Source organism: Ralstonia psammae, from assembly GCF_958405935.1.
Classification (GTDB): Bacteria; Pseudomonadota; Gammaproteobacteria; order Burkholderiales; family Burkholderiaceae; genus Ralstonia; species Ralstonia psammae.
Map to the genome: position 1 here is coordinate 1 of NZ_CATZBU010000027.1, position 22,698 is coordinate 22,698.

At 57.8% G+C, this 22,698-nt stretch carries 18 protein-coding genes and 1 pseudogene; 5 read left to right on the forward strand and 14 right to left on the reverse strand.

What is annotated here, in order from left to right; translation table 11 throughout:
• From R2N16_RS24740 to R2N16_RS24790, 12 genes and pseudogenes are all read right to left on the reverse strand, one after another.
• Positions 1 to 398 (reverse strand): annotated as a pseudogene (locus R2N16_RS24740) (integrase); the annotation flags it as partial.
• A gap of 1,706 nt (positions 399 to 2,104) precedes the next feature.
• A complete protein-coding gene (locus R2N16_RS24745; RefSeq protein WP_316669578.1) occupies positions 2,105 to 2,884 on the reverse strand; it encodes an ankyrin repeat domain-containing protein in 780 nt (259 codons plus the stop codon).
• Between the two features lie 770 nt (positions 2,885 to 3,654).
• Positions 3,655 to 4,977: an IS5 family transposase gene (locus R2N16_RS24750; RefSeq protein WP_316669581.1), complete on the reverse strand. Its 1,323-nt coding sequence runs from the start codon at positions 4,975 to 4,977 to the stop codon at positions 3,655 to 3,657.
• A gap of 212 nt (positions 4,978 to 5,189) precedes the next feature.
• Complete coding sequence (gene virB11, locus R2N16_RS24755) at positions 5,190 to 6,272, reverse strand: P-type DNA transfer ATPase VirB11 (RefSeq protein WP_316669583.1); 1,083 nt, start codon at positions 6,270 to 6,272, stop codon at positions 5,190 to 5,192.
• Positions 6,253 to 7,368, reverse strand: a complete 1,116-nt coding sequence (virB10, locus tag R2N16_RS24760) for a type IV secretion system protein VirB10 (RefSeq protein WP_316669585.1) — start codon at positions 7,366 to 7,368, stop codon at positions 6,253 to 6,255. The genes virB11 and virB10 overlap by 20 nt, the downstream gene beginning before the upstream one ends.
• Positions 7,337 to 8,386, reverse strand: coding sequence for a TrbG/VirB9 family P-type conjugative transfer protein (locus R2N16_RS24765; protein ID WP_316669587.1), 1,050 nt, complete (start codon positions 8,384 to 8,386; stop codon positions 7,337 to 7,339). The genes virB10 and R2N16_RS24765 overlap by 32 nt, the downstream gene beginning before the upstream one ends.
• Positions 8,383 to 9,186: a VirB8 family type IV secretion system protein gene (locus tag R2N16_RS24770; RefSeq protein ID WP_316669589.1), complete on the reverse strand. Its 804-nt coding sequence runs from the start codon at positions 9,184 to 9,186 to the stop codon at positions 8,383 to 8,385. The genes R2N16_RS24765 and R2N16_RS24770 overlap by 4 nt, the downstream gene beginning before the upstream one ends.
• Before the next feature lie 146 nt (positions 9,187 to 9,332).
• Positions 9,333 to 9,971 carry a hypothetical protein gene (locus R2N16_RS24775; protein WP_316669590.1) on the reverse strand — a complete coding sequence of 213 codons (639 nt, stop codon included), beginning with the start codon at positions 9,969 to 9,971 and terminating at the stop codon, positions 9,333 to 9,335.
• Between the two features lie 67 nt (positions 9,972 to 10,038).
• Complete coding sequence (locus R2N16_RS24780) at positions 10,039 to 11,034, reverse strand: type IV secretion system protein (protein ID WP_316669592.1); 996 nt, start codon at positions 11,032 to 11,034, stop codon at positions 10,039 to 10,041.
• On the reverse strand, positions 11,031 to 13,478 hold the full coding sequence (locus R2N16_RS24785) for a VirB4 family type IV secretion/conjugal transfer ATPase (protein ID WP_316669594.1): 2,448 nt from the start codon (positions 13,476 to 13,478) through the stop codon (positions 11,031 to 11,033). Before R2N16_RS24785 ends, R2N16_RS24780 begins: the two co-directional genes overlap by 4 nt.
• A 13-nt stretch (positions 13,479 to 13,491) precedes the next feature.
• Positions 13,492 to 13,827, reverse strand: a complete 336-nt coding sequence (locus tag R2N16_RS25590; protein ID WP_428984170.1) for a VirB3 family type IV secretion system protein — start codon at positions 13,825 to 13,827, stop codon at positions 13,492 to 13,494.
• Positions 13,828 to 13,854: 27 nt separating this feature from the next.
• Positions 13,855 to 14,172, reverse strand: a complete 318-nt coding sequence (locus R2N16_RS24790; protein WP_316669596.1) for a TrbC/VirB2 family protein — start codon at positions 14,170 to 14,172, stop codon at positions 13,855 to 13,857.
• Between the two features lie 1,983 nt (positions 14,173 to 16,155).
• On the opposite strand from R2N16_RS24790, the gene R2N16_RS24795 reads away from it, so the two are divergent.
• Positions 16,156 to 16,611, forward strand: a complete 456-nt coding sequence (locus R2N16_RS24795) for a hypothetical protein (protein ID WP_316669599.1) — start codon at positions 16,156 to 16,158, stop codon at positions 16,609 to 16,611.
• Between the two features lie 1,580 nt (positions 16,612 to 18,191).
• Here R2N16_RS24795 and R2N16_RS24800 read toward each other — a convergent pair.
• On the reverse strand, positions 18,192 to 18,512 hold the full coding sequence (locus R2N16_RS24800; RefSeq protein WP_316669601.1) for a hypothetical protein: 321 nt from the start codon (positions 18,510 to 18,512) through the stop codon (positions 18,192 to 18,194).
• A gap of 123 nt (positions 18,513 to 18,635) precedes the next feature.
• Here R2N16_RS24800 and R2N16_RS24805 point away from each other — a divergent pair, with 123 nt between their 5' ends.
• The 4 genes from R2N16_RS24805 (at position 18,636) to tnpC (ending at position 22,553) form a co-directional block, all read left to right on the forward strand.
• Positions 18,636 to 19,661, forward strand: a complete 1,026-nt coding sequence (locus tag R2N16_RS24805; protein WP_316669603.1) for a helix-turn-helix transcriptional regulator — start codon at positions 18,636 to 18,638, stop codon at positions 19,659 to 19,661.
• A gap of 528 nt (positions 19,662 to 20,189) precedes the next feature.
• Complete coding sequence (locus tag R2N16_RS24810; RefSeq protein WP_316669605.1) at positions 20,190 to 20,564, forward strand: transposase; 375 nt, start codon at positions 20,190 to 20,192, stop codon at positions 20,562 to 20,564.
• Positions 20,552 to 20,908, forward strand: a complete 357-nt coding sequence (gene tnpB / locus R2N16_RS24815; protein WP_343228941.1) for an IS66 family insertion sequence element accessory protein TnpB — start codon at positions 20,552 to 20,554, stop codon at positions 20,906 to 20,908. The genes R2N16_RS24810 and tnpB overlap by 13 nt, the downstream gene beginning before the upstream one ends.
• Before the next feature lie 52 nt (positions 20,909 to 20,960).
• A complete protein-coding gene (tnpC, locus tag R2N16_RS24820; protein ID WP_316669607.1) occupies positions 20,961 to 22,553 on the forward strand; it encodes an IS66 family transposase in 1,593 nt (530 codons plus the stop codon).
• Here tnpC and R2N16_RS24825 read toward each other — a convergent pair.
• Positions 22,550 to 22,698 (reverse strand): integrase core domain-containing protein (locus R2N16_RS24825; protein ID WP_316669611.1); only part of this gene is annotated, 149 nt, incomplete at its 5' end. The genes tnpC and R2N16_RS24825 overlap by 4 nt on opposite strands.

The window sequence follows — 22,698 nt, forward strand, 5'->3', positions numbered from 1 at the left end:
TCTACGATGCTTTGAAACGGCGTCCACGTTGCCTTGAAACACCGTCTACGCTCATCTGAAATGGCCGTCCACGATGGCTTGAAATACGCACGAAGCAGCTCGATGGCCTGGTCGGCTGCCCTGCCCTGTTTGGCGCGTTCGGCCGCTGGAATCTCGAACAGCACCGCCAAGTCTTCGCGCTGCCGCCGGCGTGCAAACGCCGCGAGTTGACGCCGGATGCGGCTGAGCTCGCCGCGTGAGGATTGCCCCCGCGACAGTCGGTCGCCCAGGTAGTGCTCGACAGCGTCACGGGTGGACAAACCAGCATGCCAGGCTCGCAGCGCTGCCAGTGCGGCAGCATCGGGAAAGCCAGACGGGCTCCCTACCAACGGATCGACGGAAAGCAGACGCGTTTTCATAGAAGGTAGTTTAGCGCTGCGACGTTGCTATTGCGATAAGAATACTTATCGTAATAGAAGCGCTAATCACAAAAAATATGGCGCATCTCTGATCGATGTCTAGTGATACAGGTCTATGATCGCTTATGGGTCTTGAGCCGTGGGTCCGTTTTACATCGGCGCTAACAACCAATCGCGCCCGGACCATCTCGATGTAACCGAAGAAGTTCGCTTCGTCTTTTGATGCCCCCAGTCGCCGACTCGGTCGCATGGTGATGCGTAAGCTATCCGATGGACCTGAGCGGATACCCTCAGACTGTTTCACATCGCTCTTCGCTAGCGCGAACATCGGGACGTGGGCCGAGCACCTTTGGTAAGGCACCTCCCCCCCCGGGGCTGCTTATCTTCGTGGGGCGTTCTAAGCTGTTGGATAGCCCACCGCATCAGAGCTATACGCTTGAAAACGGAACTCATTCTCCCACAAGATATCGGCGCTCATTGTTGCCGGCGCCGAAGACCCAAAGCTGCATTGGACACTAAGCACAACGCTCGAAACACCGCGTTGGCAAATATGCTCCCGAACAAAACACCAGCTACCAGCGCCTTAATTTCCGGTTGCCAGTGCAACGTCTCAGACGTCAATAGACTTGCCCCGCTTGCCCAAACCGCTTTCATTTTTTGGGCTGCAACGGTCGCTCATAAAGCACTAGGGTTCGAAGACGCACGACTTGCAACTTGGTTAGACGCACACAAAGAGTTCTCTACGCGGGTCCACAGCCCCTCGCCTGAAGGCTGCACGAAGGGTTCCGTTGTCAGGGTAGCGGGAAGGCCCATCAGCATGGCATGGAGAGTGCCCTTCGACGCGCCCGAAACGCTGACCAGACAATTTGGCGAAGGATGGCTTGCCGATGTTGTCACCGACCCGTCTGCGAGGCGACAGGGACATGCCGAGTCAGCCATCAAAGGACTGTTGGCAGATCGGTCATTGCACCTGTGGGCGGAAGAGAAAAACACGAGATACTACGAACATCATTTTGGAGCTCGCTTTGGACGGGAGACCTACCAGATTCCGGATCCAGTGAACTCAACGCACATCACACTTGTGCGCATAGGAATCATCCCCCGAACCACTTCCTGATGCGCAAACCGCTTCCCAGTGGGACGCCTGCGAGCGTGGAACGGGATCCAAACTCACCTTTGCCACTTTTCCAGCATGCGCGGCGGCCTCCGCCTCCGCAGGGGGCCGTTGGCAATCCTTGGAACCGCTGCCATCGCGATCTAATTACTGCTACACCTGGCGACTGCATTGGAGTACGAAGTTGTTCTCGACGCGCCTTGATCGCAGTCCTGGCGAAGATGTTCGCTCCTTGCGACTGAGTTCAGAATCGCTAACATCTGACTTAAGTAACCCCTAATCGCGTACGCCAGCCGTACGTGAAATGGGCGTACGCTGAAGTTGAAACTTCAGATAGATGGATAACCTGCCAAAGCGCCATGAGTACACTCGCCCAACAGGACATTCGCGCTCCTTGGTCAGCGCCAACGCCGTCGCGCAATTTCCCCCTGGGATATAAACCGGTGGACTGCGCTTTCAGCAACGAACAAGTTGTTACTGGCGAACTTCTGAACGGCCTGCAGGTATGCCGAAGCCCCGTAAACCCACTACAGAAGAAAAACAACGTTATAGGAAAGTAGTTACCATTCGCGTTCTGAAGTAACGGCCGACATTAAGACGAACTGGCTGCCGAAAACAGTGATGCACGAATGGCCCCGCCAAAACTAAACAGCGTGCGCAAGATTTCGTCCTGCCCACCGAGTGCCGCAATGTGTGCGGGAGTAAATCCGCGCGGACCCGTGCCCGCATGCAGCGAAGCTTGGGCGGCCCCGCCCAAGCTGTACAACGTTTGCAGCACGCCAGCCTGCCCCGCTTGAGCTGCCACGTGCGCCGGAGTGTAACCTTCTGGGCCAACCGGCGCATACAACGTTGCCCCGGCGGCTCCGCCAAACGAATGTAGCGTTTGTAAAACTCCGACTTGGCCAACGTATGCCGCCACATGTGCCGGAGTGAAATCATATGGTCCGGCATAGGCATGCAAGGATTCACGCGCCGCGCCACCGAATCGACTGAGAACGCGCAAAACGTCGGTTTGACCGACTTGCGCAGCCAGATGTGCGAGAGTTAATTGGTGCGGACCGCACGGAGTGTGCAGAGAGTCCCGATCGGGACCGCCAAGCTCATGTAGAAATTGCAGAACGCTGATCTGCCCCACCTCTGCAGCAACATAGGCAGGGGTGTAGCCATGTGGACCGGTTGGCATGTACAGCGACGCTCGCACAGTGCCGCCAAACTCGTGCAAAGCACGGAGAATATCCACATGGCCATCCCGCGCCGCCTGATGCGCAGGTGTGTACCCAAGCGCATCAGGCGCCCCCAGATCCATTCCCAGGTCATAGAGTGCCCGCAACGCGCGGACGTCGTTTTGCAACGCAGCTTGCCATGGATCCATTGAAGGCGTTACCGTTATCGACGACACATGCGTAGTTGGCGCGAATTGAAATACCGCTGATACGGCGATGCCCCTATTTTCCAGCCACCATACTGCGGTGAGTCAGCTTTTCATCCGCTCTTACTGACGCACTAGGAATTAGCAATGCCTAATACTACACTGCCAAATAAACCACCTACCTCAGATGTGAAGCCGCACCCAAGAACACTGCGCGCGGAAAGAAAAACCGGGCTCCAGAGGCGGGACCCCTCGGAACCCGGTAAGGGAGGACCCCAGCTTGGATAAATTGTTCTCAACCAGGTTCGGAAACAAAGTCCCTTCGCCCCTCGGCTAACAACGCGATTTACCCGCATTTCTCGCTGGGACAGCGATCCCTCGCAAGGGTTCGACTGGCGATGCTCTATCGCCGAATCAGCATACAACCATCGCACCAACCAAATGGCATACCGATTGTGCAGTGCGGAGCCTATACTAGCGCGGCTTTATGGAGACCGCGGGGCAGGACCACATGATACCTGCCACTCTCTCAAACTGATGGGCGCGGCTCATTACAAATCTGCCTTGCCGAACGTTTCACATTGACCATTCGCAAACACGGAGATTCTTTTAATCCACCTGAATGGGATCGAACTCCACATCAGATTTCATACAGATAAAAACGCCGTCATGCCGCGATCGCGCTACTTTCCGGTTCATTTAGTGGAATCCCTTGGCTGATTCCAAATGTAACGAGTCAGCCCTGAACATTTCGTTCTTCCCGCTGTTCGGCTTCATGCCATCGCCATGGCAGAGCCGCAGCGGCTCAACAGGGCTGCAAGAACAAGGGCGTAAAGAAGCCGCAGCTTCCTGAGGATCATGCGTAGGTTGTGGCCAGCGCCGCACAACACTGCGTGCATCGCATCACCTAGGGTGCCCTTGAGCCAGTTCCGATCAAGCTTGCCATCGGTCTTCATATGGCCGATGGCCGGCTCGATCGCGCTGCGTCGCCGGATCATCGCGCGCAAGCCACGCGTGATGCCGCGCCGCAGGCCCGGGTGGTAGATCTTCACGCCCTCGACCTCCACACCCCGATAGCCGCGATCAACAACCGCGATCTGTGGCCTTACGCCGCTCAGAATCTCCGCCTGCTCCAGCGCCTCGGCCAGCGTGTGCCCGTCGTACGGATTGCCCGGCATCGAGCGCGCGCCCAGCACCAGTCCCTCCTTGTGCGTCGTCGTGATTGACACCTTCACTCCGAACTCGTACGGCTTGCGCACCTTGCCCTTGGCCAGGCACTCGACTTCCGGCGCGTGCAGCGCGTAGAGCTTGTGTTTGTCCTTTTGCTTCTGCGACAGAATCCGCTTGGCGCGGCCAATCAATTCTTCCAGCGCTGTGCGGCTGTGCATCGCCACCGCGCCGAGCTGCCGTTCGACGTCGCGCATCACGCGCCCCACCCGCGAGCGCAAGGTGCGCAGCGCACGCCTCATGCGCTTGTACTGTTTGGCGTGTGCGTAACGGCCGATCTGGCCGGCCAGGCGCGGCGCTTCGCGGTTGTAGTTCTGCCGCAGCTTCAAGCCGTGCTGTGCCGCTGCCTTCACCAGATGCTCACGGCAGCGCTCAAGCAGACGCGAATCGGTTGGATGCGCGATCGCCTTCTCCATGACGGTCGTGTCGACGATCACGCGTTTGATGCTCGATGGCTTGATCACGCTTGCGCGTTTGGCTGCCTCGATCGTCTCGGCCAGCAGCTCTTCCACGCCGGCCTCACCCAAACGCTTACGCCAGCGCGTCAGGCTCGACGGGTCGATTGGCGACTCGGTCTGCAGGGTCGTCTCGCCCGTGAACACCTGCCAGTATGGGTTCTCGACCCATTGCCAGACGACCTCCTCATCGGACAGGTCGAAGGCGTGCTGCAAATACAGCAAGCCGGCGATCAGGCGCGGCGAGGTGGCCGGGCGGCCACGCTTGGACACGAAGCTCTCGCTCATCGCTGCGGCGAGCCGGTCCCAGTCGATCAGGTCGGCCAGACGCACCAGCGGGTGCTTCAGGTTGATCTGCTCGCGCAGCGGATGCCGGAACAAATCCCCCTCGCTGACTGGCGCCTTCGGACCCATCCAAGCCTCGTCGAAATTTGCAGGATTGCCGCATCAATATGCTTGATTCCTGCAATTGCGGCAACGTCCTTTGGGCTGCAAAGCCTTTTCCTGCAAGGACTGGGGGAATTGTTCAGGGCCGACTAACGAACCCCGGCACGCCTCAATGGCTCAGCCCAACCACTATCCGCGGACACTCGAAGCTCTTGTCGATTACTATCACAGACTGGATATCAAACACCTTGAAGCTTGCGCAATGGGTCGAAATAGACCTCCGAGAGATAGCGGCGGCCGCCCTCGCGCACACAATGCGCAATAACATCTACAGCTAGGTACAGCAGGCGGCCAAGAGTCTCGTCCTCTGTGCGGCTCGCCTGAGGATGCTCGCGTGCCATTAAGACAAAACGCTCCATAGCAAGCGCACACGACCTCGCATGGAAGCTCGTGAGCGAGCCGGCATGGCCGGTCGTCAGCAATTTCAAGAAATCAAACGCCTCGGCGCCGCGCAGCTCCGCGAGCAAGACGCGATCCGGGCGCATGCGCAACGTGCAGGCGATAAGAGAGGCTGGCGTAACGTTTGCTAAACCCTGTCCATCTTTGCTGTAAAGCAGGTGAACACAGTTCGGGTGACGCGGCAGAAATATCTCACGTACGTCCTCAATGGTAACAAGTCGATCCTCGTGCGGGATGCTCTGACATAGCGTCTTCATAAACGTCGTCTTGCCAGAGCCGGTATCCCCGACAATCGCGATGTTCTTGCGCGCCCGTACAGCGCCATCAAAAAAAGCGCAGAAGCGTCGATGCGTCAAGTCGTCGACCAGCTCTCGATCCACCGGATCCAACTCGGCAAGCGCCTCGTTTCCTTGGACATAGGACGGCTGGCTACGCCATATGACCTTCTGAAACAGTCCCTCTTCCTCAAAGGCTTCCAGGGTTTTGATCAGACGAGAAGGGAGCCGAATGGTAATAGAAACCTGGTTCGGTGGACAAGCCGGGGGTATCACCACCTGGATGCGTTGTCCGCCAGGCAGTGTCGCGGACAACAAAGGCCGCTCTTGTGAAATGTCCTGATGCGTATACGCAGCAATCGCCACTGCCAGCGAAAGACAGTGCTCGTAATCGAGTTCCTCGACCACGTGCCGGTGCCAAGCACCACCCTGCTCAACAAACACGGCACGCGGCTCGTTCAAAACGACCTCTGTCACATCGGCCAGGCTAAGAAACGGCATCAACGGCGAGAGCAGTTGCGCGACCGAAGCGTCTTCAGCGAGCGCTCCTGCTATCGAGAGGACAGAATCATTGAGCTCGAAGCGCATAAACACTGCTGAAATCGAGATCGCGGGCCACCATCACCATGACCTTATCGCCCTGGTTACGCGACAACGTTGGTGGGATATTGATCGTCTTGTCCAGAATCTTGCCCGCCAGCGTCTGGCTCTGTTGCGTGGTGTTGGGCAACATGACAACGGAGGTCCCGTTGGTTGCGGTTTCCTGCGCGGTCTTGTAGGCCACAGCATCCTGTACAAGACTGAGCAGCACGGCTGCGCCGATGCGCTCCCCCCAGTGGTTATCGACATACCCGCCGACACCGCCCTCGCCGAGTGGCCCTGTCCCGGGTGAGTCAAGCGTGATCACAACCCCATCGATCGTCTTGATGCGGTCCCACAGGACGAAGATCCGCTCCATCCCCAACTGCAGTTGATCTGAGCGGTACTCTCCCGTGACTGTCGAACCGCGTTCAATCAGTAGAACCTTACCGTTGTCCGAGTAAACGTTCCGAGGCACGGTACAGGTGACGATCCCGGAAACCGTCGACACCAGCTTGGTAATCAGTACGCAATCAAAGGCCGTTCCCTTGGCAAGGATGAAATTGCGATCGCCCAGCCAGTTCGCCCGAGCTCGTACCGTCTTGGTACTGCCCAACAATGGTGATAGCGCTCCGCCTGAGTCGCCCTGCCCTGCCGATGCGGACACTGTGGCAGCCGCTGCAGGCGTGCCAACTGTCGCAGTGGAGGTTCTTTCCACCGCCGACGTCAGCATCATTTTGTCGGGTGGCGTCGCGCTGGCCGCCGGTGCTGAAGCGGGTTGTGCGGCAGGTGCTGGATTTGGATTCAATGCTGGTGCCGGTGTGGGCGGCGCAGGGGGCGCGGGAGGCGCAAGTTGTGACCAATCGAACTGTCGCGGTCGCGGGGTTGCCGTTGCCGGTGGCTCGCTCGGGGTCGCCGTAGCGTGCCATGCCTGGCGCAAGCTATGTAGCAGCCATGCGACCCCGCCACCCACCACGATCATGATCAGCACCACAATCAGCCACTGCACAAGGCGCGACTTTTTCAGGCCACGTTCATTGACGCTCGGTACGCTACGACCTTCCGGCCCAGAATCAGTTGGCATCATGGCGCTTCGCTTGTTCAAGCAAAATTTGCGTTCGCAGGGCGTTCGTGTACTGTTGCCACTGCTCTCGTGTGGGTGTGTTCCCCGGAGTCGATCCGAGTACTGGATTCGCAGCACCTTGTGGAGAAGCCACTTGTGGTGCCGTAGTAAGCGGTGCGCTAAGAACGGGGCGCATCCCGGAGCTCGCCGGTACCGACACGCGTTCTACCCCGGGCGTCGTTACACCACCGCTTGGCGGCACGCCATCCGAGTCATAGGCTTCATTCCATAGACCCACGACGGCGTTACCGTCACGCAATACAAACCGCTTCGCCACGCGGTGCACAACCAACATGCCACGTTCGACGTGCCACTGCAGAAGACTCTCACTCCCGTCTTCCGAAACCATGTACACCGACGGAATCTCGCGATTATTGGGAAACTTCAGATACGTGAAGCGACCATCATCGAACATCGCGGTGGGCTGGATCGCGTCACCACCCGGCAGCGCTTGCATCGTGTAGTTCCAGTTCCGAGCCACTGGCGCAGCGTCCTGGCGAGCTTTTAGGGTGGACTCCTCCCGCGCGATGCGAAGCGCAGCTTCTCTAGCCGATGCCTGTGCTTGCTGACGTGCGACAGCCTCATCCGGATAGGCGAATGCAACCCGATAAACGCGCTTGACCTGCGCAGCACGGCCGTCCGATAGGAGGTTCAGGTCGAAACTGTAGTTACGACGATCCGTTTGTACGAACAGATTTGTCGGAGCTGCGCCAGCGTGCGCGTTAATGTAGATGTTGTGTTCGCCCTTACGCGCCACCACGCACCATGTGGCCGCTGAATCCTCGCAATGGGAATTGAGCCCGCTGCCAGCCGCCTCGATATGCTCATCGGCCCCAAGCACAATCTGTACAGCGAAACCCACTTGTACGTTGATTGGCACCACCCGGGCGGAGTCATAGGTCACCGTCCGTAGCCGAGCGTCTTCGGCAAACGTCGAAAGGCTACCGAGCGCCAGCACGACACCGGCGCTACATTGGAGACTCCTACGTGTCAGTCTCATTGTGAAACTCCTGATGGCGTCCCAGTGACGCTCTTCGCGTTTATCGAATCTCCGGGCGCTGACGGCTGCGGAACAACGTCTGCTAACTCAGGATCGACTCGATAAGCGGTAACGGTAAAACCCAGCGGGTTCATAATGAGTGCTTTTTCGGTGGTCAAAGGCGAAATGCGGTAGAGGTATCCGATGGTGGCTACCTCGTGTGCAGGGGTTCCTTCTATGACCCCTGTTTCGAGATTGCGCACGGTCTTGACGAATCGCACGGTGGCCACGGCTGGCGTGCCCGCTGGATGCGGCGCAACGCTCACGGATACCACCCTTACAGCGTTCTCGCGGGTCCGTCCGAGCACCTTATAGATCGCACGCGGACCGTCAAACTGCTGGCTGTATTCACGCGCAGGCCCCTTATCGCTCCACGCAAGCGTGCGATCGTAATCAGCCTGCAAAAGGTCCCACTGATAGCGCTCGTGCGACATGACGTATTGCACCAGCCAGTGCTTGTCCAGGACGTCACTGAATTGCACACGTGCGTCCATTGCCTCACGCACCTGTGTATCGCCACTAAAGCGGTCCACGTAGACGAGGAACGGCACCGCTTGCTTGAGCGGTGCGAGGAACGCCAGTGCCGCCACGGCCATGAGCGCCATCACCACCGCCACAATAGCGACCCACCACGCGCGCCTTTCACCTCGTTCCAGCGCCTCAATACGTGAAGCCTCCCAGTTGCGGGCCTCGCTATAGAAGGCGTCGTCGCTCGCCGAGACTTCATCAGATGATTTGAGACCCATTGTTTGTTTGCTCATGAAGCAGGAGGCACATTCAATGGAGCGTTAACCGGGATACGCTGGGAGCCGTCCGGTAGCGCAGGCTTAATGGGCCCTGAACAGGATGTCAGTAGTACGACACAGATCAGCATGCCGAAAATTCGCATTATGGCCTTCTTTAAAAATTAGAAATTCCCAAGAACAATCGGGGTCAACTGACCAACGGCCCACCCGACAAGGGCCCATTTCAAGTTACGCCCCCATTGATCGCGATTTAGGGATTCACGCAAATAGTCGCCGCTCAAGCTAGATTGGTCCGCTTGATTCAATATCGCGGCATCACCGGATTGCACGGCCTGCGTGACGGTCGTGGCGCTTCCGATTTTTGCTGCCGCGACGTCGCGCTGTGCGGTTATCGCAGCCTGCTTGCCCTCCAGCATCGTACTGTTAAGCGCAGCCAATGAAGCCTGCGCACCCAGATACGCCACCATGCAAGCGGCCAGCGAAGTGACGCCATTCGCAATCGCGTTGGCTTGGACGTTCAACACGCTGCCTGCTGCTACACAGGCAAGCGCTGTGGCTAGAGGAAGTCCATTTTTAATGGCTACCGAAGCGAATCCACCAAGGGGGGGGCTGGTCAGCGTCGCAATTTGACTCTCTGCATCAGCGTGTGCTGTTTGTCCGATAGAGTCTCTTTGAAGGTTGGCCAGAGCAGTATTCTCATCGGCTGCCATATCTTCCACAAGAATTTGCTGACCGAATGCATGGGAAAGGTGACCGACAAACAGGCATCCGATGATAAATACGTTCCTCAATGCTCGCATATTTTATCCCCCACACAGAATCTATTATTATCGAAATTTATAAAATCGACTGAGGCATAAACCCAGGTTACTTTCCTCTTTGCATAATCTGTCCAGCGATCGATGGATTGACGGCAGAGCCTCGCCCGCCAAACCAAGGCGCCGAGTACAGGCCCTTGACTTGAGCCATCCCCACAAAGCCGCCTGTTACATCAGCCCCTTGGGTTAACTGAGAAACCAACCGCGGCACCTCAAGCATGAATAACAGGAAGACAAATCCAGTTACCCCCATCAGAACCATGCTTACAAAAAGATTCATCGATTGATTAAATGTAATTCCTTGAGCCTGGGACACCACAGTCAGAACCGCAGACGAGACGGCACCAAGCAAGGTGAATCCGAGAATGCTTGAAAGCCATCCGTCAAAATACCGTGCGGTCGGGCCAAAGGCGAGACCAGCAATGAAAATCGGACCAAACCCAAGCACCAGAAGCAAGCCAAACTGCGAGAGCATTGCATAAAAGAACGCAAGCGCGACGACGCCACCACCCATGACGATGAAAAAGAAGATCAGCAAGCCCGTTGTGATATTCCCCGCCGATCCATCACTAAACATCGTTATGCCGAGAAGCATAAGCCCCGCAAAGAAACTCATCACCATTCCGAACGAGTTATCGATCACGGTAAACGCGTTGTCAGTGAGAGGCGTCCCAAATGCAGCGTTGAGCGCTTGCGTGACCGCACTGACGAATTCGCCCTGGAGCTGCAGTACCAGTTGAATTACGTCGGTGGAGGCGCTTTGTCCGGTTGTCGGGTTAGCCCACGTGCCGCCGTGCCCGTACAGTTGAATCACGCCAATGATGAGCATTAACTTGATGATCTTCCCTAGCAGGGCGGCAAAAGGTTGTTGTGTTTCACCTCGCACAATTGCGAGCCCGTGAAATAGCAACATCACCGCAGTTGCGCTGGTATAGACGGGCACGATTGCGTCGGAAAGCGTGGTGGCCAAGTTGTCTGCCATCAGCGCCGCCGGCGAGAACTGCCCTGTAAGCTGCCCCCCGATCGTCGTAAAGAAGGTCGTCATTCCGCTTTCTCCTCCGCTTTTGAGATCGCCTTATCTTGGATGCTGATCGCCTGCGTGCGTTGCAGGAAAAGGGGCAACCACGCATCGGGGGAATCGCCTACCTCACCGCGAATATCATCAAGCAAGGCTACGTTGTCAGTTGTACCGGACAGGATAGTTAATGCCTCGTTCAGCCCTGCAAGATCGAGGCGCGCCACAGCCGAACGCTGCCCCTGTTTAACAAGAAACTGACGACTATGTTCACCAAGATTCCGCACGATCTGGAACTCGGCCTCAGTCAACTTCAGCCCATTCACATAGTCATCGTGATCCGCACGAGGATTCGGCAACAGAATCAAGGTGGCCGTCTGCTCCACCAAAGTCCGAGCGACACCGCTCACAAGAATGTCGGCAGGCGATTGCGTGTCGAACACCCCCAAGCCGTTCTGTTTGCGAATTGTTTTCTGCTTGTTCTTCGCAAAATCAGAAAACACCGGATCGGACAGTGGTTTCCAGAATTCGGCCATGAAATACATGAACCTGCGACCGTCGATCAGTTGTTCGACGCGGTAGAGCAAGTACATCATGAGCGGCGTACGTGTCACCGCCTCATCGAGGAATTCGGTGTAGTCGAAACCATAGAGATTTTGCCCACTCCAGACCAGCCGGTCTTCCGGGTTGTCGAGCAACCAGCCAAGCGGCTCGCCCCAGCACCATTTTTTTAGGCGGGCATTCAAGCTGTTGGTTTCCGTCGCGAGCAAGTTCTGCCGCACCGCGGACAATCGGCGTAGCTGGTCTGGCATACGGGCGACCGTGCGGACTGCACGGGCGATCTCCTCTTCTTCGCGCGGCGTCAAAGGGAGTGCGGCGTGCGAGACAAGCTGCCGTACCAGGGCTTCCCAGAAGAGAATGTTCGCTTCGGTAGGCGGCATCTGAAACGGGTTGAGACCTGTCGGCTCTCCACGTTTGAGCGTGAAGTACGTACCGCCCATTGCACGTACCGCGATCTCCGCCCCTCTATCCTTGTCGAAATACACAACCGTCGGCTCATACTTAAGCGCCTGGGCCAACAGGAACAGTGTCAACACCGTCTTACCAGAGCCCGTCTGCCCAATGACCAGTGTGTTGGCAGGGACCTTCTTATCGAAGGACGCCTCCCCATGCTCAGACGCATGGAAATTGAAGTAGTACGGTTGACCATTCGGTGTCTGCAAAATTGCGACGGCTTCGCCCCACGGGTTACCGTTGCGCTTTCCCGCGTCGAAGTTGTGCAGGCTTGCCAGTCCACAGAAATTGCGCGAAGTAATCTTCGCTTCCCGAGGACGGTAGCGCCAGTTACCTGGCAACTGTGCGAACCAAGCCCCGTCTGGAACCAAGTCGACCAACGCCGTTTGGAATCCCGCGTCTTGCAGCGCAGCTCGAGCCCGCGCAATGTGCTTATTGACGCGTGGCAGCGATTCGTCGAACACCGCTAGCGAATAGTGATACTCGCCGAGCACAAACTCGCCATTGATGAGCCGGTCGGTCGCTTGGTCCATCTCCGCGATCTGCGTGGTTCCGGAGTCTTCCGAAGCGATCAGTTGATTGCGCTGCAACTTAAGCGCCGCCATAGCGTCGCGCTTCGCAAGCACAGAGAAACTCTGCGTTTCCAAGTACTCGTAGCTATCGTAGAGGATTGGATTCAGAATGCCGGGTTCTGAAAAGGGCGGATAGTCTTTCAGGTCGAGAATCGCCCCATAACGCGCCTGTGTCGGTGTTCGGATCTCAACGTTCTCACAGCCAAAGAACAGGCGTGACGTCGGCAAGTAGTCCCGAATCGAAGCGCGTCGCACCGGCACTGGCTCCCACATGCCATTGAGTACAAAACCAAAGAACTCCAGCAGGCGAGAACACTTGATTTCGCCCCGTGAATACTCGCCTAATGCCTCCGGCCCGTACGACCGCAGGCTCGTGTCCACGCGTGCAGCCAAGTCGTCCATCACCGCCAGCGCCTCTTCCTCATCCAGCGCAATTTGCTCGACGGTGCGGCGCGCTGCACGCTTGAACCACCGATTCAGTCGCTCCGCATCAGGTCGATAAACGATGGTTAGGTATTGCTCGTTCACCATCATCGTGCTGCTGTTGAAGCGAGCATAGTAGTCATCGTTCAACTGCTGGCAGAACGTGTTCGGATACTCGGCATCAAACCGGTCGCTCATGCGACGTCGCAGCCGATGCACCCAAAGAGCAACATTGCCTTCACTCAAACTGCGAACGAACTGATTAAAGCCGTTGTGCCGGGCGAGGATGTCCTGTGGATCGACCGTTTCGAAACTAATGCCGTTAACCTTCCAGCTACGGACGTAGTCCCCTTCGACCGTGCGAACCACATGCTCGGAAACAAGCGATGAAAAAGGAACGTGTTCTGCCACCGGCACATCGACACGTGCATATTCAGCCGAAGCGAGACGCTGCGTAGGACTCATGGTCGTGGCAATCCTAACGGCGGCTGTATCGAACGGCCGAGTACGAAGCGACACCCCACACTCGGCGTGCGGCGGTATGCGGCAAACGCAGCTGCAAGCGAAGTTGCCACTGGCGCAGCCGCTGATCATCGCCACGCGTCACTTGGCGCATGAGCCCAATCAGCACAACTGCGAGCATGAAGGCAACGAGGATGAACCAAGGGCTCATGAACACGCCCCATGCGGCAACGAGCATGCAAAGTCCACACGCAAGAACCAGAGGCACCAGCGGGACACCCATCAACATCGCTGGCCGTGTGCACCCTTTGAAAAGCGTGTCACGCAACTGGCTTCTTACCGTTGCATCCATACCTTGCCCCTTGGGGTTCGTTGCGCTTCAAATCAGCCATTGCGCGATAATTCCCGCAAAACCGACCAGGACGGCGCCCAACACAATCATGGCAATGTCCGCCCAGCGGGTGTGCTGGAAGATCATCCTGTAGCCAGCCCAAGCGACTGCGATGGTGATGACCGCCACCCCTGCTACGTTGAGCGTGGCAACGATGTTTTGGAGCGTTGTTTGCAAGCCGCTGAATGGCGTCCCACTGGTTTGTGCGAATGCCGAACCAGCGCCCAGCAACATCCCCAACACTACGGCCAATGCCTGACCAAGCTGTCGTTCGATTGCGCGCGAAATTTTTTTTGCGTCCTTCATCTGCAGTCCTTTGCATTCATTCCACGCGGATTCTGCATACGCAGGGACGATTCCTCGTGTGAGGCAAGTTTAGATATCTACGCCTTTCGCATGACGTACCGCGCTGCAAGCGAGTGAGAGCGATCACACCGACCTCTAGCAAGGCACTCGCTCAAACGAGCGAGCTGGCACATGACTGCGACACTGGTTAGCGGCGCGACCGCAGCGATGGAGGTGTTGATCAGGCTGTAGCGCAGGAATGCCGATCGGAGAAGAAGAAGCTCGTTGACCAGAGGGTTGTCAACCAGGTTTGGCCCACCTACTGATACGCGTAAAGCGCCGCAGGAGACCAGTTCAATTGCCTCGGTAACATGAGTGCCTTCTGACTCTCGGTGTAGTAGATCCGGCGCCGTTGTTTCATTTGCAACACCTCCACTGCTCACGCAGTCTCTAGTGTGTTGCATCGACCGGTTGAATCCGTAAGTTGTAGCGGACAGTCGTGCAATCTGCACCGCAGACGAAGCAGTAGAAATCGGGACCAAGCGCGGCTGAGGGCACAGGCCACCGGTTAACCGCGAAATCAAAACCACGGCAACCGCCGAACACTGGTCCATCGGGAAATCAGCTACCCACGGACCCTCTCTGGGCAGCCTGCTCGTGCAGTTCCTCGATACAGACTTTCATTTCCGCCGTCCCAAGGATTTCGTACAACTCCCGAACGGGAATCGAAGCAAGGTAGGACCGAAGCTCGCCCAAGCGTCGCAAACAATCTTCGACTTCTCGATGCTCGAGAGTGCCCGCGGCCAGCTTCGCGACCGCCCGTCTCAATGGCTCTGCGGAAGGACAGTTCGGGTCACGCGCCCGGGCGACGCAGAAGAGCTGCACATACATCTGCATCATCGAAGCAACCGTGTCCGTTTCACGGTGGGCTGCGAGGAAGTATGCCAACGCCCACGGCTCAGACATATCCGAAGCGGCACGCTCGTCGGACGCACACAAGGCAGACCTATCGACCTTCACAGCCGATAGCCTCCACTGCGATCTGAGGGGCTTGCATGAGCGATCGCTCCGCGAAGTCTTCGATTGACATGGCTTGTAAGACTTTCGGCTGTGTACCACGATCCCAATCCCGAATTGATTTGAGGTGAACCGCGAGTGCTGTGTCACCACCGCATCTGCGCTTGGCAACCTCGAGTGCCAAGAAGAATGACAGCAACAACAGCGGCAAACATGATGATCTGCCGCATTTTTCGAGTTGTGAGCCAAGTAGACCCATGCCGCCCGTCGGCGCCACCGCGCGGCGCTCCACAAGCCGTCGCTGCGATAGACGCTTTCTAGCACAACTCCTCCTCCGATCATCTACAGATGCACCATTACGAAGCAATCGGACCATCCAGCCGTGCCCCATGCGCGAGCAACGAGCCCCGATGTCGAACCATGGACTGCGTACTCATCATTTCTCGCATCGGTATGCCTAGTGTTTACCGCAGGAACGCAAACTCAGGACCAATGGGTAACAGATGAGCGCTCGGAATGAGTCCAGCACCAGATCAATCGTTACGGGCTTGCCGACTCTTGCTAGAGCAAGTCGGTGGTGCAACGCTTCCTGACGACCTGTTGGAACCGCTTCGGAGCCTAAGGACGCTGGCCTCCTCCGTTGGCGATCTGCCAGAACTGAGCCGATTGACGACATTCGACAGTGTTCTAGCCACATTGCGTGAAGTCCTCGCACATGCGCTCAGTCGGAACGATATCATTCGAACGTCCTACATCTTAGCCAAGCTGGGATCGCAGATTGCGAGCCTACCGTGCACCTGTCGGTCGAGCGCAATTGCTCGCATCCGCACCGCCGCTTGCGCGCTGGCACCCCGACATCAAGTGCGCGTACTTGCAGGCCTCACCGCAATAATCGACAGCCTTACGGAAGATCAACGGCAAGTCACCTTCCGAGACTTGCTGGCGACCGCCAGCAATCTGGATCCAGGCGTCCGCCATGATGTACTCGTGAGTCTGACCAAAAGCATTGGCCAGTTGGCACCAGCCAGCCGTACCGAGGCATTTGACCGCCTGTACAACGCCCTTCGTGGGCTAGAGGGCTGGCAGAAAGCAAAGATTCTTGCCGCGTTGGGAACGATCGTCGATTGTCTTCCAGAACCCGACCAGCTCGGTCGATTTAAGAATCTGTGCACCGCGGCAATTTTCCTAGGAAGCAGCTTACAAGCTGAGGTACTTGTCGGCCTCGCTTCAGTGATCGGAAATCCGCCTACGCTAGAAGCGCTTGCGACTCCTAGCCCTTCATGGCTGGCCGAGCGGAAAATGAGATTCGACATCCTGCAGGCCGCCGCTAACAGAGTAGATCTAAGGTACCGTCACGGCTTGCTGATTAAGCTGGCGGAAGCCATAGGGAAACTGCCACAAGCCTGCCGGCGACCACACTCTGCTCACGAACCCAGTCAGTAGTCTTAGATGCCCAACCCGTCATTCGGCACCCGGATATCGGCGAAAACGCCGGCCCTTCCGTTAGCAACGGAATTCTGAGGGAAGGTGCGGCAACGACACCTCACCGTGCATTCGGGTGATGCTGAGACCAGCGGCGCGACCGCTCCGATATGCCTGTTGCACAGCGATCAACCTTACCGAATCAGGTTGGGTCGACCCGCAATGACTCCGGTAACCAGCTCGCATTCACCGCACAACGCAACCAATCCTTGCGGTGAACTGAGCTTCACAGATTTCCAGAGCCTCCGGTGCTACGTACGTTGCTTTTTGTAGACCATCTGATAGGGAGGGGCGCGCAATCTACCCTCTGTCGATGGTTGATGCCGGGCAGTCCATTTCTGGCAAGGCGTCCGCGTGGAACCACGACAACTCCCTGTTGATAGTCTTGATTAAAGGGCGTCCCTCGTGGGCGCCTCTTTTTTGGGACCATCCGACAGAGACGGCCAAGTCCACCTGCGCGGGCTTTGCCCTAGTCGACTGCAAAACCATTGGACCGCTAAGATTCCTCAAGACCGAGCATGAAGTCATCGCACAGCCCAGCGCCTGCAATACCTCTGCATAACGACAGTATTATTGCTAACGCGCGAGATGTTCTGATCGACTGTGCGCGACGCGGTGAAATCCGGAACACCTGCCGTGCAGTGGCGCAATTGCGGAATCTCGACAAATTCGGTTTCCGGGATACATTGGCGGCGGCGATAGCAACGGCTCAAGATCTCCGGCACCACGAAATTGTTGGAATTCTGGAACTGCATAAACTCGTGTATGCGGATGGCAAGACGCAGTTCCGGCAATCAAGGGGGGATCTTGGTACGAGCTTGGAAGTCAGCCAATCCAGCACAGTTGCAGGCTCGGATCGTCCGCAGACAAGACGACCGCCCCCGCTAGTTTTGGAGAACATAAGAGTGCCATCTATATCGCGGGAGATGTCTTTCGGGAAAAGGTGAAGTGTCAAGAGTTCCAACCTGTCCGAACTTCACAGGCGGGTGTCGCGCTGTGCTCACCCTATGGAGGAGTTGATAGAGTCTGACGATGGCCCGCCCGGTTGACCCTCATGCTTCATAGTCGCGCGCTAGCCATACGTTGAGGCCGCCGCGGGGGATGCCGGCTTGGTGCACTGTTCTCGTCTTAGGCCCTTTGCCCAGTGCAACTCACTTCGTTGCGTCATAAGACTGATGCTAGAGATGAGCCACAGCACGCGCTCTAGCTGCCATGGCAAGTTTCCTCAGAGCATCAGGCACTCAACATCGCCACGAACCGTTTCTTTGATCTGCCTCAAGGCCTCAAGGCCTCAAGGCAAATGCTGTTGCCGGACGTGAGCCACCGGACTTTATTCAACGAACGCCAAAGCGCATAGACGCGCACCGTATTGGCAAAGCCTTACGCTTCCCTCTGGATACCTAATTCTGAACTAACCAAGCACAGAGGAGCGAGCGGTCTTTTGCCGGGCGTTTCAGCGTGACACGAACGCATCAAGCGACATACTGGATCTCAGCGACCTCTTTGCAAAAGCAATGCGCGCAACTGCAATCAGACTACCCTTAGCCTTTGAACTCTGGTTCTGGAACTACCAAGTCAAGAACTCGGCGCAGCTGCGTCGCACACTGCTGCGCTTCGGATGGAGCATTGGCAATAAGAACATCGAACAGTGCAATGAACGCTGACACGTAAGCATCCGACACCGGCGTCGTTGCGCCATGGGCTCGTAAATATTCACTACGACCAAACAATTGCCGGATAAACTCCACTTGGCGATGAGCAAACTGCTCATCATCTTGCGGCCCCTCTGCGACAACGGAAAATAAATCGGAGGGAAATCCAAGCGGAAGACGAATGATGTGGGATTGATGAGCGTCATTCATGCGACGTCCTCCAACTACAAATTAGGATGGCACGATGCAATTCTTGGTTTCCCGTTACTGCCTTCTTCGCCATAGGCATTCGCACATGGCGACAGCAGTTTAGCACCGTCAAATACATTTGACATGCACCAATCCAGTGCACCGGACTGGCAGCTGACCTTCGACGAGGTCAAGCGCCGCGGACGGTTTAACAACGACGCGCAGGTGGCCGAGAGCCTGGGTGTGACCCGTGCCCAGATTTCAGCGTGGCGCACCGGCAAGAGTGATCTCGGAACGTTAATCAAACTGAAGTTGCTCGATGCGCTAGGCGTAGAGAACCTACATTCCGTCCTTCATTCGCTCTATCCCGTTCGCAATCGTGAGGACCACATTCGCCGTCAAGCTCGGCTGGTCGACCGTGTTAGGCATGCCGGCGACCAGCCTGCTAGGGAGCTAGCCAACCCCGCGAATTCGGAACCGGCGGGCGCGCTTTCGTGGGAGGACAATGTCCTACTTGCAGGGCTGCCCGAAGATGAGCGGGCCGTTTTCTCTCCACACATCAGTGCGATCTTCCTGCCCTTGGGAGCAGTAGCTGAAGGAGCTGAAAGCGCGCACGATATTTATTTCCCAACCACAGCCGTCGTATCCCTATCGCTCCCAGCCATGGCCGGCATCGCTGAGTGGGCTATCGTCGGTCGCGAAGAGTGCGTCGGTTCTGGCGTACTTCCTAGTGATGTTTTGCTGCCAAGGCAAACAGTTGTCCTGCACGAAGGGCACGCTTTTCGACTCAGTGGTCGCGTATTTCAAGCTGCGTTGGCACGAAGCGCAATCTTGCGGCAACGCTACTTCCGATGCCTTCAATCGATTGCAGGCCAGTTCTCACAAGCTGCGTTTTGCAACACAGCGCATTCGAGCTTGCAGCGATTTTGCCGCTGGCTGCTCGTTGCGGACCGATCTGTTTGGACAAAACCAATTTCGGCCCACCCGACAGTGATGGCCAACCACCTAGGGATGACAGTGCAGGAGGTTACTGATGCCATCGCCTTGCTCCATGCGGAAGGAGCAATCTGCTGGGAGAGCGGCGCGATACGGTTGCTGGAGCGATCGCTTGTGGCACTACAGGCCTGCGAGTGTTCAGCCATGCGTTTTGGTCGATACCCTCAAACCTAGAATGATTGCACGCCACAAAACATGACAGGCATAACTCGCCCATGTGGATAGGGCAATAGATAGCCGGATGCAAGTCTGCGTCGGTCAAATTCAATGCATCTAGTAGCGCTTGCCACCCTTGTCGCCGGCGCGAGCCGATGGTGTGGATATCTTCTCTCTCTTACCTTTATTTACCCGCATCTCGCCCAATGGACACACCACGCCCGACAACACGAGCTTCGCTTCTAGCTCCCCGACAGTACAGGCACCACTGAAACTTCAACGCGTTTGCGTCAAGGCGAACTGCAACTCCCCCAAGCCCAATCGCGCCCCGGAGCGGCAAAGCCCAACTCATCTTGGATGTTGATACCGTTCGGTCTGCATGCGTCGAGCTGGAGTTGCCCCCGCATCTCAGGACACTCGGACATCGTTAAGTTAAGGATGCCGCAGTCCTCCTGAACTCCGTAAGCACTGGATCAGCACCGTCTAGCGAAGGAAGCCAATCTGGGCGAATCTGATACGTATCAGAAGTGATAGGTATCAGAATCGATGGAGACTAGAAGAAGAGGTCGCAGGCCTGGTTCCAAGAACTACCCGAAGGCGTTTCGGGAGCTGGTGATCGCGCAGGCGAACGATCCGGGTCGCTCGATTGCAGAAGTTGCGCAGGCCCACGGCCTGAACGCCAGCATGGTTGCGCAGTGGCGGCGCCAGGCGCGCATCTGCGCTTCGGTGGACACTGTGTTGATGCCGGTTGACGTTGTGGACGCTGGCGCAGACATGCCCACTGCGGCGTCGCCGGGCGATGCTGGGCAAGCGCCGTCGCGAGCGTGCGAGATCGACATCGAGGTCGGTGGGCGGCGTGTTTGTATCCGCGGGGTAAGCCCGGATCTGGTGGAGCGGTTGGTGCTGGGGTGCCTGAGGTGATCGGCCTGCCTGCGAACACGCGGATCTGGATTGCCGCCGGCGTGACCGATATGCGCTGCGGCTTTAACGGCCTGGCGGCCAAGGTTGAGGCGGTGCTGCGCAAGGACCCGTTCTCGGGCCACGTGTTCCTCTTCCGCGGCAAGCGCGGTGATCTGGTGAAGTTGCTGTGGTGGTGTGACGGTGGCTTGTGCCTGATGGCCAAGCGGTTAGAGCAAGGCCGCTTCGCCTGGCCAAAGGCTGAAGGCGGTGTTGTTGCTCTGACCACGGCGCAGCTCTCGCTGTTGCTGGAGGGCTTCGACTGGCGCCAGCCGATCGAAGCTGCGCGACCGCGCAGTGCATTGTGAACCATTGTAAGGGAACGGTTTGCGGGGAGATCGAGGCCGTAAACTTCTCCCCATGGAACTGCGCGCCGCCACTCTGCCCAACGACATCGAGGCCTTGAAGGCCATGGTGCTCGCGCACGCGGCAATGTTGGTCGAGCGTGAATCTAAACTCGCCGCACTGCAGGACAGACTGTCGTCGCGCGAGCAGGAGATCGAACACCTGAAGCTGCTGATCGCCAAACTGCAGCGCCTGCAGTTTGGACGCAAGTCGGAGAAGCTGGCGCGCCAGATCGAGCAACTGGAGCTGCGCCTGGAAGACCTGCAGGCGGATGAAGGTATGGCGGCCGCTGCCACCGAGTCCAAGACTGCGACTGAGCCGCGCGAGCGCAAGCAACACAAGCCGCTGCCCGAGCACCTGGCACGCGAGGAGCGTGTTCACCAACCCGATGTCGACGACTGTCCTCAATGTGGCAGCACGCTCAAGCCACTGGGTGAGGACGTGTCCGAGCAGCTCGAATACGTTCGCGCGCACTTCCGCGTCATTCGCCACCGCCGTCCCAAGCAGGCCTGCTCGTGCTGCGATTGCATCGTGCAGGCAGCGGCGCCGAGCCGGCCGATCGAGCGGGGCCTACCTGGTCCTGGGCTGCTAGCCCACATCGCGACCTCCAAGTTCCTGTACCACTTGCCGCTGTACCGCCAGGCGGCCATGTTTGCACGCGAGGGTGTGGAGCTCGATGCGGGCAGGATGGGACATTGGATGGGCAGCCTGACCTGGCTGCTGACCCCGCTGGTCGATGCGGTGCGCCGTTACACGCTCAGTGGCGCCAAGGTGCACGGCGACGATACGCCGTTGCCGGTGTTGGAGCCAGGCAAAGGCAGTACCAAGACCGGACGGCTGTGGGTCTACGTGCGGGATGACCGATCCAGTGGATCTGCCGAGCCACCCGCCGTCTGGTTGGCCTACACGCCGGACAGGCGTGGCGAACACCCGCAGAAACACCTGGCTGACTTCGCCGGCGTGCTGCAGGCCGATGCGTTCGCAGGCTATGCGGAGCTGTACCGAAATGGCCATATCCGCGAGGCGGCGTGCATGGCGCACGCGAGACGCAAGATCCACGATCTGCATGCCGTGCGGCCCTCGGCCTTCACCCGCGAAGCGCTGGAGCGCTTCGGCGCACTCTATAAAATTGAAGCGCAGATCCGCGGTAAGCCGCCCGACGAGCGTAGGCGTGTACGGCAGGAGCAGGCCGTGCCGCAGCTCGACGACATGAAGCGATGGTTCGAGTCGCTGCTGCCAACGCTCTCCGCGAAATCTGACACCACAAAAGCGCTCCAGTACGCACTGAATCGCTGGCCGGCGCTCGTCTACTACTGCAGCGACGGCCAGTCGGAGATCGACAACCTGATCGCTGAGCGGGCGCTGCGAGGCGTGGCCGTTGGCCGCCGCAACTATATGTTCGCCGGCTCCGACGCTGGAGGTGAGCGTGCCGCTGCCATGTACAGCCTCATCGGCACGGCGCGCCTGAACGGGCTCGACCCAGAGGCCTATCTGCACTACGTCATCGAACGCATTGCTGACCATCCGGTCAGCCGCATCGACGAACTGCTGCCCTGGAACGTCGCCGCTCTTCTACCAGCATCGGCCAAGACCACTCCCATCCGCTAACCATCCCAGCCCTCGCCGTCAACACCGCAAGCTACGGTGCTGATCCAGTGCTTACTGAACTCCCGTGGCGAACGGTATTTCAGGGCGCTGTGCGGGTGGCGCTCATTGTAGTGTTCAAAGGCGATTGCCAGACGCGAGAGCGCCG

Coding starts and splice junctions, on each gene's coding strand:
- R2N16_RS24775 (WP_316669590.1), bottom strand. CDS start 9,971: ATGCGAGCATTGAGGAACGTATTTATCATCGGATGCCTGTTTGTCGGT.
- R2N16_RS24785 (WP_316669594.1), bottom strand. CDS start 13,478: ATGAGTCCTACGCAGCGTCTCGCTTCGGCTGAATATGCACGTGTCGAT.
- R2N16_RS24780 (WP_316669592.1), bottom strand. CDS start 11,034: ATGACGACCTTCTTTACGACGATCGGGGGGCAGCTTACAGGGCAGTTC.
- tnpC (WP_316669607.1), top strand. CDS start 20,961: ATGGAACTGCGCGCCGCCACTCTGCCCAACGACATCGAGGCCTTGAAG.
- R2N16_RS24810 (WP_316669605.1), top strand. CDS start 20,190: ATGGAGACTAGAAGAAGAGGTCGCAGGCCTGGTTCCAAGAACTACCCG.
- R2N16_RS24805 (WP_316669603.1), top strand. CDS start 18,636: ATGCACCAATCCAGTGCACCGGACTGGCAGCTGACCTTCGACGAGGTC.
- R2N16_RS24790 (WP_316669596.1), bottom strand. CDS start 14,172: ATGAAGGACGCAAAAAAAATTTCGCGCGCAATCGAACGACAGCTTGGT.
- R2N16_RS24770 (WP_316669589.1), bottom strand. CDS start 9,186: ATGAGCAAACAAACAATGGGTCTCAAATCATCTGATGAAGTCTCGGCG.
- virB11 (WP_316669583.1), bottom strand. CDS start 6,272: ATGCGCTTCGAGCTCAATGATTCTGTCCTCTCGATAGCAGGAGCGCTC.
- R2N16_RS24765 (WP_316669587.1), bottom strand. CDS start 8,386: ATGAGACTGACACGTAGGAGTCTCCAATGTAGCGCCGGTGTCGTGCTG.
- R2N16_RS24745 (WP_316669578.1), bottom strand. CDS start 2,884: ATGGATCCATGGCAAGCTGCGTTGCAAAACGACGTCCGCGCGTTGCGG.
- R2N16_RS24800 (WP_316669601.1), bottom strand. CDS start 18,512: ATGAATGACGCTCATCAATCCCACATCATTCGTCTTCCGCTTGGATTT.
- R2N16_RS24750 (WP_316669581.1), bottom strand. CDS start 4,977: ATGGGTCCGAAGGCGCCAGTCAGCGAGGGGGATTTGTTCCGGCATCCG.
- R2N16_RS25590 (WP_428984170.1), bottom strand. CDS start 13,827: ATGGATGCAACGGTAAGAAGCCAGTTGCGTGACACGCTTTTCAAAGGG.